Annotated in this window: 1 protein-coding gene; it reads right to left on the bottom strand. The window is 64.4% G+C overall.

Annotation, left to right across the window (positions count from 1 at the left end; genetic code table 11):
• Nucleotides 1–19 precede the first annotated feature (19 nt).
• The gene (locus A7U43_RS29900) at nucleotides 20–17,098 is read right to left on the bottom strand and encodes a tandem-95 repeat protein (protein WP_156526031.1); all 17,079 of its coding nucleotides are present in this window, start codon (nucleotides 17,096–17,098) and stop codon (nucleotides 20–22) included.
• Nucleotides 17,099–17,219 lie beyond the last annotated feature (121 nt).

Here is a 17,219-nt window from a genome sequence, read left to right as displayed (position 1 = left end):
CTCAGTCGTTGCTGGGTGGTCAGAAGTCCCTGTCCGCGGTGCCGGACTCGGTGGCCGACGTCGTCGTCATCACGTTCCCGGCCAGGTCCTCCGGTCTCGTACCCGTCGAGGGCGTCCAGACCATCGCGCCGGTTCCCAGAGCGAACTGTCGGTACACGCCGAATGGGTCGGCTTCATATGTGCCGAGCACGATGGTGAGTGTGTTGCCGCTCAGTGTCATTGTGGACGCCGTTCCGGTCGCGCCGTACGTGACGGGGGCGCTGCCACTCAAGCTGGCGAGATAGTCCTGGCGGCCGAGATAGACCGTGCCCAGCGGCAATATCGTGCTGTTGGTCGAGTCGTAGATCTGCAGATAGTCGTTGAGGCCGTTCAAGAGGGTGCCGTTGTACCCGCGCACCACGATGTTCGTCGTCGAACCATCCCATCCAGCCAGGATCGTCGTCGGATCGATCGCCTCGCTGAAGGTGTAGGTGATGGTGTCACCCTGGTCCAAGTAACCGGCGGAGCCGCCGTTGGTGGTCTGGACGTCGACTGCCGTCGGGGCGACGTTGTCGACGATCGTGATGCTGACGGTGGCTACGGTGCTGTTCGCCGTACCGTCGTTGGCTACGTAGGTGAAGCTGTCGGTGCCGTTGTAGTTCGTGGCGGGCGTGTAGGTGAACGAGCCGTTCGCATTCAGCGTCAGTGACCCATGGGCAGGCCCGGCCACCACGGACGCGGTGAGCGTGTTGCCGTCGGCGTCGGTGTCGTTGCTCAGGACGTTGCCGTTCAGCGCGATGCCCTGGTTGGTGCTGTAGGAATCGTTGGTGGCGACCGGCGCGTCGTTGACGGCGTTGACCGTCACCGTCACGGTGGCGGTGTTACTGGTGATCGCGCCGTCGGTGGCGGTGTAGGTGAAGCTGTCGGTGCCGTTGTAGTTGGTGGTGGGTGTGTAGGTGAAGGTGCCGTCGGTGTTGAGGGTCAGGGTGCCGTTTGCCGGCCCGCTGACGAGGGTGGTGGTGAGGGTGTTGCCGTCGATGTCGGTGTCATTGCTGAGCACGTTGCCGGCGAGCTGGACATCTTCGTTGGTGGAGTAGGAGTCGTTGGCGGCGACCGGAGCGTCGTTCACCGGGTTGACGGTGATGGAGACGGTGGCGGTGTTGCTGGTGGCGGTGCCGTCGCCCGCGGTGTAGGTGAAGCTGTCGGTGCCGTTGTAGTTGGTGGTGGGTGTGTAGGTGAAGGTGCCGTCGGTGTTGAGGGTCAGGGTGCCGTTTGCCGGTCCGCTGACGAGGGTGGCGGTGAGGGTGTTGCCGTCGGCGTCGGTGTCATTGCTCAAGACGTTGCCGTTGAGGGGGGATTCCTCGTTGGTGGAGTAGGTGTCGTTCACCGCGACCGGGGTGTCGTTGACCGGGGTGACGGTGATGCTGACCACCGCGGTGTTGCTGTTGACGGTGCCGTCGTTGGCCTTGTAGGTGAAGACATCGGAGCCCGTGTAGTTGGCCGTCGGGGTGTAGGTGAAGGTGCCGTCGGTGTTGAGGGTCAGGGTGCCGTGGGTGGGTCCGGTGACCAGCGTTGCGGTGAGGGTGTTTCCGTCGGCGTCGGTGTCGTTGGTCAGCACGTTGCCGGTCAGTTGGGTGTCTTCGTTGGTGGTGTAGCTGTTGGAGACGGCGACGGGGGCGTCGTTGACGGCGTTGATGGTGATGGAGACGGTGGCGGTGTTGCTGGTGGCGGTGCCGTCGGTGGCGGTGTAGGTGAAGCTGTCGGTGCCGTTGTAGTTGGTGGTGGGTGTGTAGGTGAAGGTGCCGTCGGTGTTGAGGGTGAGGGTGCCGTGGGTGGGTCCGGTGGCCAGCGTTGCGGTCAACGTGTTGCCTTCTGCGTCAGTGTCATTGGTCAGGACATTGCCGGTCAGTTGGGTGTCTTCGTTGGTGGTGTAGCTGTTGGAGACGGCGACGGGGGCGTCGTTGACGGCGTTGATGGTGATGGAGACGGTGGCGGTGTTGCTGGTGGCGGTGCCGTCGGTGGCGGTGTAGGTGAAGCTGTCGGTGCCGTTGTAGTTGGTGGTGGGGGTGTAGGTGAAGGTGCCGTCGGTGTTGAGGGTGAGGGTGCCGTGGGTGGGTCCGCTGACCAGGGTTGCGGTGAGGGTGTTGCCGTCGGCGTCGGTGTCATTGCTGAGCACGTTGCCCGTCAGGATGCTGTCCTCGTTGATGCTCAAGGTGTCCCCGGCGGCGACCGGAGTGTCGTTGACGGACGTGATCGAGATGGTCACCAGGGCGTTGTCGGTCACGCTGCCGTCGCCGGCGGCGTAGGTGAAGCTGTCGGTGCCGTTGTAGTTGGCGGTCGGGGTGTAGGTGAAGGTGCCGTCGGCATTGAGGGTGAGGGTGCCGTGGGTGGGTCCGCTGACCAGTGTTGCGGTGAGGATGTCGCCGTCGGCATCGGTGTCATTGGTGAGTACATTGCCGCTGACCTGGGTGTCCTCGTTGGTGCTGAACGAGTCATCCGCGGCAATCGGAGCATCGTTGACGGCCGTCACCGCGATGGTCACCAGGGCGGTATTGCTGGTCTCAGATCCGTCTGATGTCCGATAGCTGAAGCTGTCGATGCCCGTGTAGTCGGTGGTCGGGGTGTAGGTGAAGCTGCCATCCGCGTTGAGGGTGAGGGTGCCGTGGGTGGGCCCATCGACCAGGGTTGCGGTCAGGGTGTTGCCGTCGGCGTCGGTGTCGTTGGTCAACACGTTGCCGGTGAGGGTGCTGTCCTCGCCGATGGAATACGAATCGTTGTTCGCGATGGGGGCATCGTTGATCGGGTCGACGGTGATCGACACGGCTGCAACGGAACTGGTGCTGGTTCCGTCGCTGACGGTGTAGGTGAAGCTGTCGGTGCCGTTGTAGTCGGCGTCCGGGGTGTAGGTGAAGGTGCCATCCGCGTTGAGCGTCAGGGTGCCGTTTGTCGGTCCGTCGACGAGGGTGGTGGTGAGGGTATCGCCGTCGATATCGCTGTCATTGGAGAGCACGCTCGCCGACAAGCTGTTGTCCTCGTCGAATGTGAACGAGTCGTCCTCGGCGACGGGGGCGTCGTTGACCGCGTTGACGGTGATCGTGACGGTGGCGGTGTTGCTCGTCGCGGTGCCGTCGGTGGCGGTGTAGGTGAAGGAGTCGGTGCCGTTGTAGTTGGCCGTCGGGGTGTAGGTGAACGTGCCGTCGGCGTTGAGGGTGAGGGTGCCGTTGGTGGGTCCGTCGACCAAAGTTGCTGTGAGTGTGTCCGATTCGGTGTCAGTGTCGTTTGACAGCACCGTGCCGGTAAGGATGCTGTCCTCGTCGGTGCTGAAGGAGTCGTCGACGGCGACGGGGGCGTCGTTGACCGGGTTGACGGTGATGGACACCGTGGCCGTGTCGCTGGTGGCGGTGCCGTCGGTGGCGGTGTAGGTGAACGAGTCGGTGCCGTTGAAGTTGGCGGTGGGTGTGTAGGTGAAGCTGCCGTCCGGGTTGAGCGTCAGGGTGCCGTTGGCGGGTCCGTTGACGAGGGTGGCGGTGAGGGTGTCGCCGTCCACGTCGGAATCGTTGGTCAGCACGTTTCCGGTGAGGACGGTGTCCTCGTCGGTGGTGACCGCGTCACCGACCGCGACGGGTGCATCGTTGACCGGATTGACCGTGATCGACACCGTGGCAACAGAACTCGTCGCGGTGCCGTCGCCTGCGGTGTAGGTGAAGGAGTCGGTGCCGTTGAAGTTGGTGTCCGGGGTGTAGGTGAACGAGCCGTCGGCATTGAGCGTCAGGGTGCCGTTGGCCGGACCGTCGACGAGGGTGGCGGTGAGGGTGTCGCCGTCGACATCGGAATCGTTGGTCAGCACGTTCCCGGTGAGGACGGTGTCCTCGTCGGTGCTGGCCGTGTCACCCGCCGCAACTGGCGCATCGTTGACCGGGTCGACGGTGATCGACACCGTGGCAACAGAACTCGTCGCGGTGCCGTCGGTGGCGGTGTAGGTGAAGCTGTCGGTGCCGTTGAAGTTGGTGTCGGGTGTGTAGGTGAACGAGCCGTCCGGGTTGAGGGTGAGGGTGCCGTTGGTAGGCCCGTCAACCACTGTTGCCGTGAGGGTATCGCCGTCCGTGTCCGAGTCGTTGGTCAGCACGTTGCCGGTGAGGACGGTGTCCTCGTCGGTGCTCAGCGTGTCATTGACGGTGACGGGTGTGTCGTTGACCGGGTTGACCGTGATCGAGACGGTGGCAACCGAACTCGTCGCGGTGCCGTCGGTGGCGGTGTAGGTGAAGCTGTCGGCGCCGTTGAAGTCCGCATCCGGGGTGTAGGTGAAGGTGCCGTCAGCATTGAGGGTGAGGGTGCCGTTGGTGGGTCCGTCGACGAGGGTGGCGGTGAGGGTGTCACCGTCGATGTCGGTGTCGTTCGACAGCACGTTGCCGGACAGTGGGGTGTCTTCGTTGGTGCTGACCGTGTCACCCGCGGCGACCGGGGTGTCGTTGACCGGGTTGACCGTGATGGAGACGGTGGCAACGGAACTGGTGGCGGTTCCGTCTCCCGCGGTGTAGGTGAAGGAGTCGGCGCCGTTGAAGTTGGTGTCTGGGGTGTAGGTGAAGGTGCCGTCCGGGTTGAGGGTGAGGGTGCCGTTGGTAGGCCCGTCAACCACTGTTGCCGTGAGGGTATCGCCGTCCGTGTCCGAGTCGTTGGTCAGCACGTTGCCGGTGAGGACGGTGTCCTCGTCGGTGCTCAGCGTGTCATTGACGGTGACGGGTGTGTCGTTGACCGGGTTGACCGTGATCGAGACGGTGGCAACCGAACTCGTCGCGGTGCCGTCGGTGGCGGTGTAGGTGAAGCTGTCGGCGCCGTTGAAGTCCGCATCCGGGGTGTAGGTGAAGGTGCCGTCAGCATTGAGGGTGAGGGTGCCGTTGGTGGGTCCGTCGACGAGGGTGGCGGTGAGGGTGTCACCGTCGATGTCGGTGTCGTTCGACAGCACGTTGCCGGACAGTGGGGTGTCTTCGTTGGTGCTGACCGTGTCACCCGCGGCGACCGGGGTGTCGTTGACCGGGTTGACCGTGATGGAGACGGTGGCAACGGAACTGGTGGCGGTTCCGTCTCCCGCGGTGTAGGTGAAGGAGTCGGCGCCGTTGAAGTTGGTGTCTGGGGTGTAGGTGAAGGTGCCGTCCGGGTTGAGGGTGAGGGTGCCGTTGGTAGGCCCGTCAACCACTGTTGCCGTGAGGGTATCGCCGTCCGTGTCCGAGTCGTTGGTCAGCACGTTGCCGGTGAGGACGGTGTCCTCGTTGGTGCTCAGCGTGTCATTGACGGTGACGGGTGTGTTGTTGACCGGGTTGACCGTGATCGAGACGGTGGCCACGGAACTCGTGGCGGTGCCGTCGGCGGCGGTGTAGGTGAAGCTGTCGGCCCCGTTGTAGTTGGCCGTCGGTGTGTAGGTGAAGCTTCCGTCGGGGTTGAGGGTGAGGGTGCCGTGGGTGGGTCCGTCGACGAGGGTGGCGGTGAGGGTGTCGCCGTCGACATCCGAGTCGTTCGACAACACGTTCCCGCCGAGGACGGTGTCCTCGTCGGTGCTCAGCGTGTCACCCGCCGCAACTGGCGCATCGTTGACCGGGTTGACGGTGATCGACACCGTGGCCACCGAACTCGTCGCGGTGCCGTCGGTGGCGGTGTAGGTGAAGGAGTCGGCCCCGTTGAAGTCCGCATCCGGGGTGTAGGTGAACGAGCCGTCGGCATTCAGCGTCAGGGTGCCGTTGGCGGGGCCATCGACCAGGGCCGCGGTCAATGTGTCGCCGTCCACGTCCGAATCGTTGGTCAGCACGTTGCCGGACAGTGGGGTGTCTTCGTTGGTGCTGAACGTGTCACCCGCGGCGACCGGGGTGTCGTTGACCGGGTTGACCGTGATGGAGACGGTGGCAACCGAACTGGTGGCGGTGCCGTCGGTGGCGGTGTAGGTGAAGGAGTCGGCGCCGTTGAAGTCCGCATCGGGGGTGTAGGTGAACGAGCCGTCGGCATTGAGGGTCAGGGTGCCGTTGGCGGGGCCGTCGACCAGGGTGGCGGTGAGGGTGTCGGCGTCCACGTCCGAGTCGTTTGAGAGGACGTTTCCGTTTAGTGGGGTGTCCTCATCGGTGCTGAACGTGTCATCCGCGGCGACCGGTGCATCGTTGACCGGGTCGACGGTGATTGACACCGTGGCAACGGAGCTCGTGGCGGTGCCGTCGGTGGCGGTGTAGGTGAAGGAGTCGGCGCCGTTGAAGTCCGCATCGGGGGTGTAGGTGAACGAGCCGTCGGCATTGAGGGTCAGGGTGCCGTTGGCGGGGCCGTCGACCAGGGTGGCGGTGAGGGTGTCGGCGTCCACGTCCGAGTCGTTTGAGAGGACGTTTCCGCTTAGTGGGGTGTCCTCGTCGGTGGAGAACGTGTCATCCGCGGCGACCGGTGCATCGTTGACTGGGTTGACCGTGATTGACACCGTGGCAACGGAGCTCGTGGCGGTGCCGTCGGTGGCGGTGTAGGTGAAGGAGTCGGCGCCGTTGAAGTCCGCATCGGGGGTGTAGGTGAACGAGCCGTCAGCATTCAGCGTCAGGGTGCCGTGGGTGGGGCCGTCCACCAGGGTCGCGGTCAAAGTGTCGCCGTCGACATCCGAGTCGTTCGACAACACGTTCCCGGTGAGAACGGTGTCCTCGTTGGTGCTCACCGAGTCATCAACAGTGACGGGTGCATCGTTCACCGGGTTAACCGTGATCGACACCGTAGCAACAGAACTCGTGGCGGTGCCGTCGGTGGCGGTGTAGGTGAACGAATCGGCCCCGTTGAAGTCCGCATCCGGGGTGTAGGTGAACGAGCCGTCCGAGTTGAGGGTCAAGGTGCCGTTGGTGGGCCCGTCCACCAGGGTCGCGGTCAATGTGTCGCCGTCGACATCCGAGTCGTTCGACAACACGTTCCCGGCGAGGACGGTGTCCTCGTCGGTGCTCACCGCATCACCCACCGCAATTGGCGCATCGTTGACCGGGTCGACGGTGATCGACACCGTCGCCACCGAACTCGTCGTGGTGCCGTCGCCTGCGGTGTAGGTGAAGCTGTCGGTGCCGTTGAAGTTGGTGTCGGGTGTGTAGGTGAAGGTGCCGTCAGCATTCAGGGTGAGGGTGCCGTTGGTGGGTCCGTCGACCACGGTGGCGGTGAGCGTGTTGCCGTCCACGTCCGAATCGTTCGAGAGAACGTTTCCGCTCAGTGGGGCGTCTTCGTCGGTAGTGAAGCTGTCGTTGATGGTGGCGGGTGCATCGTCGACCGGGTTGACCGTGATCGAGACGGTGGCCACGGAACTGGTCGCGGTGCCGTCGCCGGCGGTATACGTGAAGGAGTCTGCCCCGTTGAAGTTGGCGGTGGGTGTGTAGGTGAACGATCCGTCGGCATTGAGCGTCAGGGTGCCGTTGGTGGGGCCGTCGACCAGGGTCGCGGTGAGGGTGTCGCCGTCGATATCCGAATCGTTGGAGAGAACGTTGCCGGTGAAGACGGTGTCCTCGTCGGTGCTCACCGCGTCACCCACCGCGGCTGGTGCATCGTTGACCGGATTGACGGTGATGGACACCGTGGCAACAGAACTCGTCGCTGTGCCGTCGCCGGCGGTATAGGTGAACGAATCGGAGCCGTTGTAGTTCGCGGTGGGCGTGTAGGTGAACGACCCGTCGGGGTTCAGAGTGAGGGTGCCGTTGGCGGGGCCGTCGACCAGAGTCACCGTGAGGGTGTCGCCGTCTGTATCGGAGTCGTTGGAGAGAACGTTTCCGGTGAGGACGGTGTCTTCGTCGGTGGTGAACGTGTCACTCACTGCTACCGGGGCGTCGTTGACCGGGTTGACGGTGATCGACACGGTGGCAACCGAACTCGTGGCGGTGCCGTCGCCGGCGGTGTAGGTGAACGAGTCAGACCCGTTGAAGTCCGCATCCGGGGTGTAGGTGAAGGTGCCGTCGGGGTTGAGGGTGAGGGTGCCGTTGGTGGGTCCGTCGACCACGGTGGCGGTGAGCGTGTTGCCGTCCACGTCCGAATCGTTCGAGAGAACGTTTCCGCTCAGTGGGGCGTCTTCGTCGGTAGTGAAGCTGTCGTTGATGGTGGCGGGTGCATCGTTGACCGGGTTGACCGTGATCGAGACGGTGGCCACGGAACTGGTCGCGGTGCCGTCGCCGGCGGTATACGTGAAGGAGTCTGCCCCGTTGAAGTTGGCGGTGGGTGTGTAGGTGAACGATCCGTCGGCATTGAGCGTCAGGGTGCCGTTGGTGGGGCCGTCGACCAGGGTCGCGGTGAGGGTGTCGCCGTCGATATCCGAATCGTTGGAGAGAACGTTGCCGGTGAAGACGGTGTCCTCGTCGGTGCTCACCGCGTCACCCACCGCGGCTGGTGCATCGTTGACCGGATTGACGGTGATGGACACCGTGGCAACAGAACTCGTCGCTGTGCCGTCGCCGGCGGTATAGGTGAACGAATCGGAGCCGTTGTAGTTCGCGGTGGGTGTGTAGGTGAACGACCCGTCGGGGTTCAGAGTGAGGGTGCCGTTGGCGGGGCCGTCGACCAGAGTCACCGTGAGGGTGTCGCCGTCTGTATCGGAGTCGTTGGAGAGAACGTTTCCGGTGAGGACGGTGTCTTCGTCGGTGGTGAACGTGTCACTCACTGCTACCGGGGCGTCGTTGACCGGGTTGACGGTGATCGACACGGTGGCAACCGAACTCGTGGCGGTGCCGTCGCCGGCGGTGTAGGTGAACGAGTCAGACCCGTTGAAGTCCGCATCCGGGGTGTAGGTGAAGGTGCCGTCGGGGTTGAGGGTGAGGGTGCCGTTGGTGGGTCCGTCGACCACGGTGGCGGTGAGCGTGTTGCCGTCCACGTCCGAATCGTTCGAGAGAACGTTTCCGCTCAGTGGGGCGTCTTCGTCGGTAGTGAAGCTGTCGTTGATGGTGGCGGGTGCATCGTTGACCGGGTTGACCGTGATCGAGACGGTGGCCACGGAACTGGTCGCGGTGCCGTCGCCGGCGGTATACGTGAAGGAGTCTGCCCCGTTGAAGTTGGCGGTGGGTGTGTAGGTGAACGATCCGTCGGCATTGAGCGTCAGGGTGCCGTTGGTGGGGCCGTCGACCAGGGTCGCGGTGAGGGTGTCGCCGTCGATATCCGAATCGTTGGAGAGAACGTTGCCGGTGAAGACGGTGTCCTCGTCGGTGCTCACCGCGTCACCCACCGCGGCTGGTGCATCGTTGACCGGATTGACGGTGATGGACACCGTGGCAACAGAACTCGTCGCTGTGCCGTCGCCGGCGGTATAGGTGAACGAATCGGAGCCGTTGTAGTTCGCGGTGGGTGTGTAGGTGAACGACCCGTCGGGGTTCAGAGTGAGGGTGCCGTTTGCCGGCCCATCGACCAGAGTCACCGTGAGGGTGTCGCCGTCTGTATCGGAGTCGTTGGAGAGAACGTTTCCGGTGAGGACGGTGTCTTCGTCGGTGGTGAACGTGTCACCCACCGCCACCGGGGCGTCGTTGACCGCAGCGATGGTGATCGACACCGTGGCCACGGAGCTCGTCGCGGTGGCGTCGCTGGCGGTGTAGGTGAACGAGTCGGCGCCGTTGAAGTCGGTGTTCGGGGTGTAGGTGAAGCTTCCGTCCGGATTGAGGGTCAGGGTGCCGTTGGCGGGTCCGTCAACCAGGGTGGCCGTGAGGCTGTCGCCGTCGACATCCGAGTCGTTCGAGAGGACGTTGCCGGACAGTGGGGTGTCTTCGTTGGTGCTCACCGTGTCACCCGCGGCAACCGGTGCATCATTGACGGGATCGACCGTGATCGACACCGTGGCAACGGAACTCGTCGCGGTTCCGTCGCTTGCGGTATAGGTGAAGGAATCAGAACCGCTGAAGTCAGTGTCCGGGGTGTAGGTGAAGGTGCCGTCGGCATTCAGCGACAGGGTGCCGTTGGCGGGTCCGTCGACCAGGGTCGCGGTCAATGTGCCGCCGTCGACATCCGAGTCGTTGGTCAGCACGTTGCCGGACAGTGGGGTGTCTTCGTTGGTGCTCACCGCGTCACCCGCGGCAACCGGTGCATCGTTGACCGGGTTGACCGTGATGGAGACGGTGGCAACGGAACTGGTGGAGGTGCCGTCGGTGGCGGTGTAGGTGAACGAGTCGGTGCCGTTGAAGTTGGCGGTGGGTGTGTAGGTGAAGGTGCCGTCGGCGTTGAGGATGAGGGTGCCGTTGGTGGGTCCGTCGACGAGGGTCGCGGTGAGGCTGTCGCCATCCACGTCCGAGTCGTTGGTCAGCACGTTTCCGGTGAGGGCGGTGTCCTCATTGGTGGTGAAGCTGTCGGCGACGGTGGCGGGTGTGTCGTTGGCCGCGCTGACCGTGATCGACACGGTGGCAACAGAACTGGTGGCCGTGCCGTCGCTCGCGGTGTAGGTGAACGAATCGGCCCCGTTGAAGTCCGCATCCGGGGTGTAGGTGAAGGATCCGTCCGGGTTGAGGGTGAGGGTGCCGTTGGCGGGTCCGTCAACCAGGGTCGCGGTCAGCGTGTCGCCATCTGAATCGGAGTCGTTTGAGAGGACGTTGCCGGTGAGGGCGGTGTCCTCGTTGGTGCTCACCGAGTCATCAACAGTGACGGGTGTGTCGTTGACCGGGTTGACGGTGATGGAGACGGTGGCCACCGGACTGGTGGCGGTGCCGTCGGTGGCGGTGTAGGTGAAGGACTCGGCGCCGTTGAAGTTGGCGGTGGGTGTGTAGGTGAAGGATCCGTCCGGGTTGAGGGTCAGGGTGCCGTTGGTGGGTCCGTCGACGAGGGTGGCGGTGAGGGTGTCACCGTCGTTGTCGGTGTCGTTTGAGAGAACGTTTCCGGTGAGAGTCGTGTCCTCGTTGGTGGAGACCGTGTCATCCGCGGTGACCGGGGTGTCATTGACTGGGCTGACGGTGATGGAGACGGTTGCCACCGGACTGGTGGCGGTGCCGTCGCCGGCGGTGTAGGTGAAGGAGTCGGCGCCGTTGAAGTTGGCGGTGGGTGTGTAGGTGAAGCTGCCGTCAGCGTTGAGCGTCAGGGTGCCGTTGGTGGGTCCGTCGACGAGGGTGGCGGTGAGCGTGTTGCCGTCCACGTCCGAATCGTTCGAGAGAACGTTTCCGCTCAGTGGGGTGTCTTCGTCGGTAGTGAAGCTGTCGTTGATGGTGGCGGGTGAATCGTTGACCGGGTTGACCGTGATCGACACTGTGGCAACGGAGCTCGTTGCGGTGCCGTCGCCGGCGGTATAGGTGAAGGAATCGGCGCCGTTGAAGTCTGTATTTGGGGTGTAGGTGAACGAGCCGTCGGCATTCAGCGTCAGGGTGCCGTTGGCGGGGCCGTCAACCAGGGTCGCGGTCAATGTGTCGCCGTCGACATCCGAGTCGTTCGACAACACGTTCCCGCCGAGGACGGTGTCCTCGTCGGTGCTCAGCGTGTCACCCGCCGCAACTGGCGCATCGTTGACCGGGTCGACGGTGATCGACACCGTCGCCACCGAACTCGTCGCGGTGCCGTCGGTGGCGGTGTAGGTGAAGGAGTCGGCCCCGTTGAAGTCCGCATCCGGGGTGTAGGTGAACGAGCCGTCGGCATTCAGCGTCAGGGTGCCGTTGGCGGGGCCGTCAACCAGGGTCGCGGTGAGGGTGTCACCGTCGACGTCCGAGTCGTTGGTCAGCACGTTGCCGGTGAGGACGGTGTCTTCGTTGGTGCTGACCGTGTCACCCGCGGCGACCGGGGTGTCATTGATCGGGCTGACCGTGATGGAGACGGTGGCCACGGAACTGGTCGCGGTGCCGTCGCTTGCGGTGTAGGTGAAGCTGTCGGCCCCGTTGTAGTTGGTGTCTGGGGTGTAGGTGAAGGATCCGTCGGGGTTGAGGGTGAGGGTGCCGTTGGTGGGGCCGTCGACGAGGGTGGCGGTGAGGGTGTTGCCGTCGATGTCCGAGTCGTTGGTGAGCACGTTTCCGGTGAGGACGGTGTCTTCGTCGGTGGTGAAGTTGTCGGCGACGGTGACCGGGGTGTCGTTGACGGGGTTGACCGTGATGGAGACGGTGGCAACGGAACTGGTCGCGGTGCCGTCGCCTGCGGTGTAGGTGAAGCTGTCGGCCCCGTTGTAGTTGGCCGTCGGGGTGTAGGTGAAGCTTCCGTCGGGGTTGAGGGTGAGGGTGCCGTTGGTGGGGCCGTCGACGAGGGTGGCGGTGAGGGTGTCACCGTCGTTGTCGGTGTCGTTTGAGAGGACGTTGCCGGTCAGTGGGGTGTCCTCGTCGGTGGTGAAGCTGTCGGCGACAGTAACCGGTGCATCGTTGAGCGGGTTGACCGTGATCGACACCGTCGCCACCGGACTGGTCGCGGTGCCGTCGCCTGCGGTGTAGGTGAACGAGTCAGACCCGTTGAAGTCCGCATCCGGAGTGTAGGTGAAGCTGCCGTCCGGGTTGAGCGTCAAGGTGCCGTTGGTGGGTCCGTCGACCAGGCTCGCAGTGAGCGTGTTGCCGTCCACGTCCGAATCGTTCGAGAGAACGTTTCCGGTGAGGACGGTGTCCTCGTCGGTGGTGAAGCTATCGGCGACGGTGACCGGGGCGTCGTTTACAGCATTGACGGTGATCGACACCGTGGCAACAGAACTGGTCGCTGTGCCGTCGCCTGCGGTGTAGGTGAAGGAGTCGGTGCCGTTGAAGTTGGTGTCCGGGGTGTAGGTGAAGGTGCCGTCGGGGTTGAGGGTGAGGGTGCCGTTGGTGGGGCCGTCGACCAGGGTCGCGGTGAGGGTGTCGCCGTCTGTATCGGAGTCGTTGGTCAGGACGTTGCCGGTGAGGACGGTGTCTTCGTTGGTGCTGACCGTGTCACCCGCGGCAACCGGTGCATCGTTGATCGGGTTGACGGTGATCGACACCGTGGCAACGGAACTCGTCGCGGTGCCGTCGCCTGCGGTGTAGGTGAAGGAGTCGGTGCCGTTGAAGTTGGTGTCCGGTGTGTAGGTGAAGGTGCCGTCGGGGTTGAGGGTGAGGGTGCCGTTGGCGGGGCCGTCGACCAGGGTCGCGGTCAATGTGTCTGCGTCGATGTCGGTGTCGTTCGAGAGAACGTTGCCGGTGAGGTCGGTGTCTTCGTCGGTGGTGAAGCTGTCGGCGACGGTGGTGGGTGCATCGTTGACCGGGTTGACGGTGATCGAGACGGTGGCCACCGGACTGGTGGTGGTGCCGTCGCCTGCGGTGTAGGTGAAGGAGTCGGTGCCGTTGAAGTCGGTGTCCGGGGTGTAGGTGAAGGTGCCGTCGGGGCTGAGGGTGAGGGTGCCGTTGGCGGGCCCGTCAACCAGGGTCGCGGCCAACGTGTCGCCGTCGTTGTCGGTATCATTCGACAACACGTTGCCGGTGAGCACCGTGTCCTCGTCGGTAGTGAAGCTATCGGCGACGGTGGCGGGTGCATCGTTGACCGGGTTGACGGTGATCGAGACGGTGGCAACGGAGCTCGTGGCGGTGCCGTCGGTGGCGGTGTAGGTGAAGGAGTCGGCGCCGTCGAAGTCCGCATCCGGTGTGTAGGTGAAGCTTCCGTCCGGGTTGAGGGTCAGGGTGCCGTTGGCGGGCCCATCGACCAGGCTCGCGGTCAGCGTGTTGCCGTCGACATCCGAATCGTTCGAGAGAACGTTGCCGGTGAGGACGGTGTCCTCGTCGGTGCTGGCCGCATCACCCACCGCAACCGGCGTGTCGTTGACCGCGCTGACCGTGATCGACACCGTGGCCACCGAGCTGGTGGCGGTGCCGTCGCTCGCGGTGTAGGTGAACGAATCAGCCCCGTTGTAGTTCAGCACTGGGGTGTAGGTGAAGGTCCCGTCGGCGTTCAGCTCCAGCGATCCGTGTGCGGGCCCGCTGATCAGTGTCGCGGTGAGCGTGTTGCCGTCGGCATCGGTGTCGTTGGCCAGCACGTTGCCGGCGAGAGCGCTGTCCTCATTGCCGGTGTAGCTGTCTGCGTTCGCAACCGGGACCTTGTTGTCGGGGGCGACCGAAATCGACACCACTGCCACTGAACTGATGGCGGTACCGTCGGATGCGGTATAGGTAAAGGAGTCCGTCCCCTTGTAGTTCGGCGCTGGGGTATAGGTGAACGAGCCGTTCGGATACAGGGTGAGGGTGCCGTGGGTGGGTCCCGACACCAATGTTGCTGTCAACGAAAGGGATTCAGCGTCGCTGTCGTTGGACAGCACATTGCCTGCAAGAGTGCTGTCTTCGTTGACGGTATAGCTGTCGTTGCCGGCGGCCGGGACATCGTTGACCGGGTCGACCAGCACCACCACGAGTGCCGGAGCGCTGGATAGCACCCCGTCCGAGACGGTGTAGGTGAACCAATCCACGCCGTTGAAGTTGGCAGAGGGTGTGTAGGTGAAGGTGCCGTCGGAATTGAACTCCAGGGTGCCGTTCCCCGGGCCTTCGGTCAGCGACGCCGTCAGCGAATCGCCGTCCACATCGCTGTCATTGGCCAGTAGGTTCCCGGTCAGCGAGCTGTCCTCGTTGATGCTGAAGATGTCGTCACCGGCGACGGGTGCATCGTTGACGGGGCTGATGGTGATGGACACGGTGGCGACCGAACTTGTCGCGGTGCCGTCGTCGGCGACGTAGGCGAACGAATCCGCCCCGGCGTAGTCGGCGTCCGGCGTGTAGCTGAATGAGCCATCCGCGTTCAGCACAAGCGTTCCGTGGCTGGGTCCGATAACCGTTGTGGCCGTGAGGGTATTGCCGTCGACATCGGTGTCGTTGCTGAGCACGCTTCCGGTCAGGATGCTGTCCTCGTTGGCGGTGAACGTGTCGTTGACCGCTACGGGGGTGTCGTTAACCGGTGTCACCGTAATCGAGACTCTGGCAACAGAACTGGTGCCGACACCGTCGGTCGCGGTGTAGGTGAACGAGTCTGTACCGGTGTAGTTGGCTGCCGGCGTGTACACGAACGCGCCACTGCCGTCGAACGCCAGGCTTCCGTGGGCGGGACCATTGACCACCACGGAGGTCACCGAATCGCCATCGACGTCGTTGACACTCACGGTGCCCGTGTAGCTGCCGTCCTCGTTGACACTGAACGAAGCATCACTTGCTACCGGGATGTCGTTGACGGCGTTGACCGTGATGGTGGCGGTGGCCGAATTGCTGGTGGCCACGCCGTCGGTCACGGTATAGGTGAAGCTGTCGGTCCCGTTGTAGTTGGCCGCCGGTATGTAGGAGAACGACCCGTTGGGGTTGAGTGTGAGACTGCCGTGGGCGGGTCCCACCCCCAGCGATACGGCGAGTGAATCTCCGTCTGCGTCGGTGTCGTTCGGCAGCACACTGCCGGTCAGGATGCTGTCTTCATTGACGGCGTAGCTGTCGTTGTGGGCGACCGGGGCGTCATTGACCGGTGTGACCGTGATGGTGACGAGTGTCGGTGCGCTGGATAGTGATCCGTCCGACGCGACGTAGGAGAATCCGTCCGTGCCGTGGAAGTTGGCGCCAGGGGTGTAGCTGAAGGATCCGTCGGCATTGAGTTGGACGTTCCCGTGACTCGCGGGCATCACGAGGCCGGCGGTGATGGCGTCGCCATCGGTATCGGTGTCGTTGTTCAACACGTTCCCGGAGATCGCCGTGTCCTCCGTGGTGGTGTACAGATCGTCGCTGGTCTGTGGCGCTTTGTTGACCGGGGTGACGACGATCGACACGGATGCGCTTGCGCTGGCCATGCGGTTGGAGGCGCGGTAGGTGAATCCGTCCACACCATTCCAGTCCGGATTCGGCGTGTAGTTGAACACTCCGTTCTGTTCCAGTGTCACGCTGCCATTAGAAGGTTCGGAAAGCAGTGTGGTGGTGAGCGTTTCGTCGTTGGGATCGCTGTCATTGCTCAGCACGCTGCCCAGCACCGGGATGTCTTCGGGGGTGGTGAAGAAGTCGTTGTTGACGGTTGGCGGTGTTTCGGCGGCGACGACGTCGATCGTGATCGTGGTCGTATCGGTGTGGCCCCAGGCTGGGCGCAGGAACCCGAGCAATCCGTGCATGTGGAAGCCGTTGCCCGCGTCGCTGGCCGTAACCGTGAATTGGTCGGGACCGGTGTAGTTCCCGTCACGGGTGTAGGTGAACGTGCCCGTCAGTTCGTCGACGGTGACCCATCCGTGGCTGGGCCCGCCGGGGACGCCGCGCGCCGGCACGATGTAGGTGAGCTTGTCACCGTCGCCGTCATGGCCGTTGAACGCTGTCGGACTGCTGGTTCCGTCCGGCTCCAGGACAAGGGTTACGTCCTGCGGCAGCACCACGGGGGACCTGTTGAAGAACGTGCGCTGGAACTCGCGGACGACGGAGGCCAACATCGCCCACATCAGAGGCGGCTGGCAGGGGGCGGCCGGCCCCGGGGCCAGGAACGGCGACAGGAGCGTCGAGACGAACACCTGCATGACGCTCGTCTTCGCGGCCGGGGCCGCCGCGACCGGCGCGAGGGACGCCGCCGATGGCGTGCCGGCACCCGCCGGGCTGCTGTTGGTCCCGAAGCCCGTGCCTTGTGGTGCCGGCGCAGTGTCGTCGGTCGGGGACGGCAGTGAGATGGCGGCCGACGGAGTCGATCCGGTGGGCAGCACGGAGGCGTCAGGATCGGCCGGTGTCGAGTCGGGCGCCGACACATCGGAGTATGCGCGGTCGGGTTCGGACGACGGTGGCGCCGCAGTGAGCGCCGATGTGTCCGCGGTCGACGCTGGGGTGGCGACCGTCGCGTCGAGGTCAGCTTGCGTGGGCGTGTCGGTTGTGGCGTCCGGTCCGGTCTCGTCGACTGCATCCGGGGGATCGTCGGCGGTCGGCGCCGCAGGCCTTGTCGCCGTCCGGGGGGACGTCTTCGCCGTTTTGGGTGACTTTGTGCGCGGCGTCGTCGGCGAGTCGTGCGAGGTGTTCTTCGTCGTGCTGGGCCCGGCATGGGCGATCCCGGCGCCGAGCCCGGTGGTCAGGGCGGCACCGACGCCGAGCGCGACAGCCAGCCCGCCGACCCGGCCGATGTATCTGCCGTAGCTCCCGTTGTCGGCGGTCGACGTGGCTGCCGGGGCGTCCAGGCGGAAGGTGGGGTATGTCGCTTGGGCTCGGGCGGGGTTCTTGTGCTTGTGGTGGCGGGCCCGATTGCGCCCCGCATCCCGGCGTCGTGCAGAAGATGCCAATGTCCACTCCCACCGCTCAGGGCCCCTCGTTGGACCACTCGCCTCGCAGTGGCACGTTTCCCCGGCGAGTGCCCAGCCATCGGACCCTCACGACATGCGCCCAGCAAAATTGACGTACCTG

It is taken from the genome of Mycobacterium adipatum, assembly GCF_001644575.1.
GTDB classification, from domain to species: Bacteria; Actinomycetota; Actinomycetes; order Mycobacteriales; family Mycobacteriaceae; genus Mycobacterium; species Mycobacterium adipatum.
The sequence above is the reverse complement of the archived record's forward strand: the minus strand, read 5'-3'. Positions and strand labels throughout refer to the sequence as shown.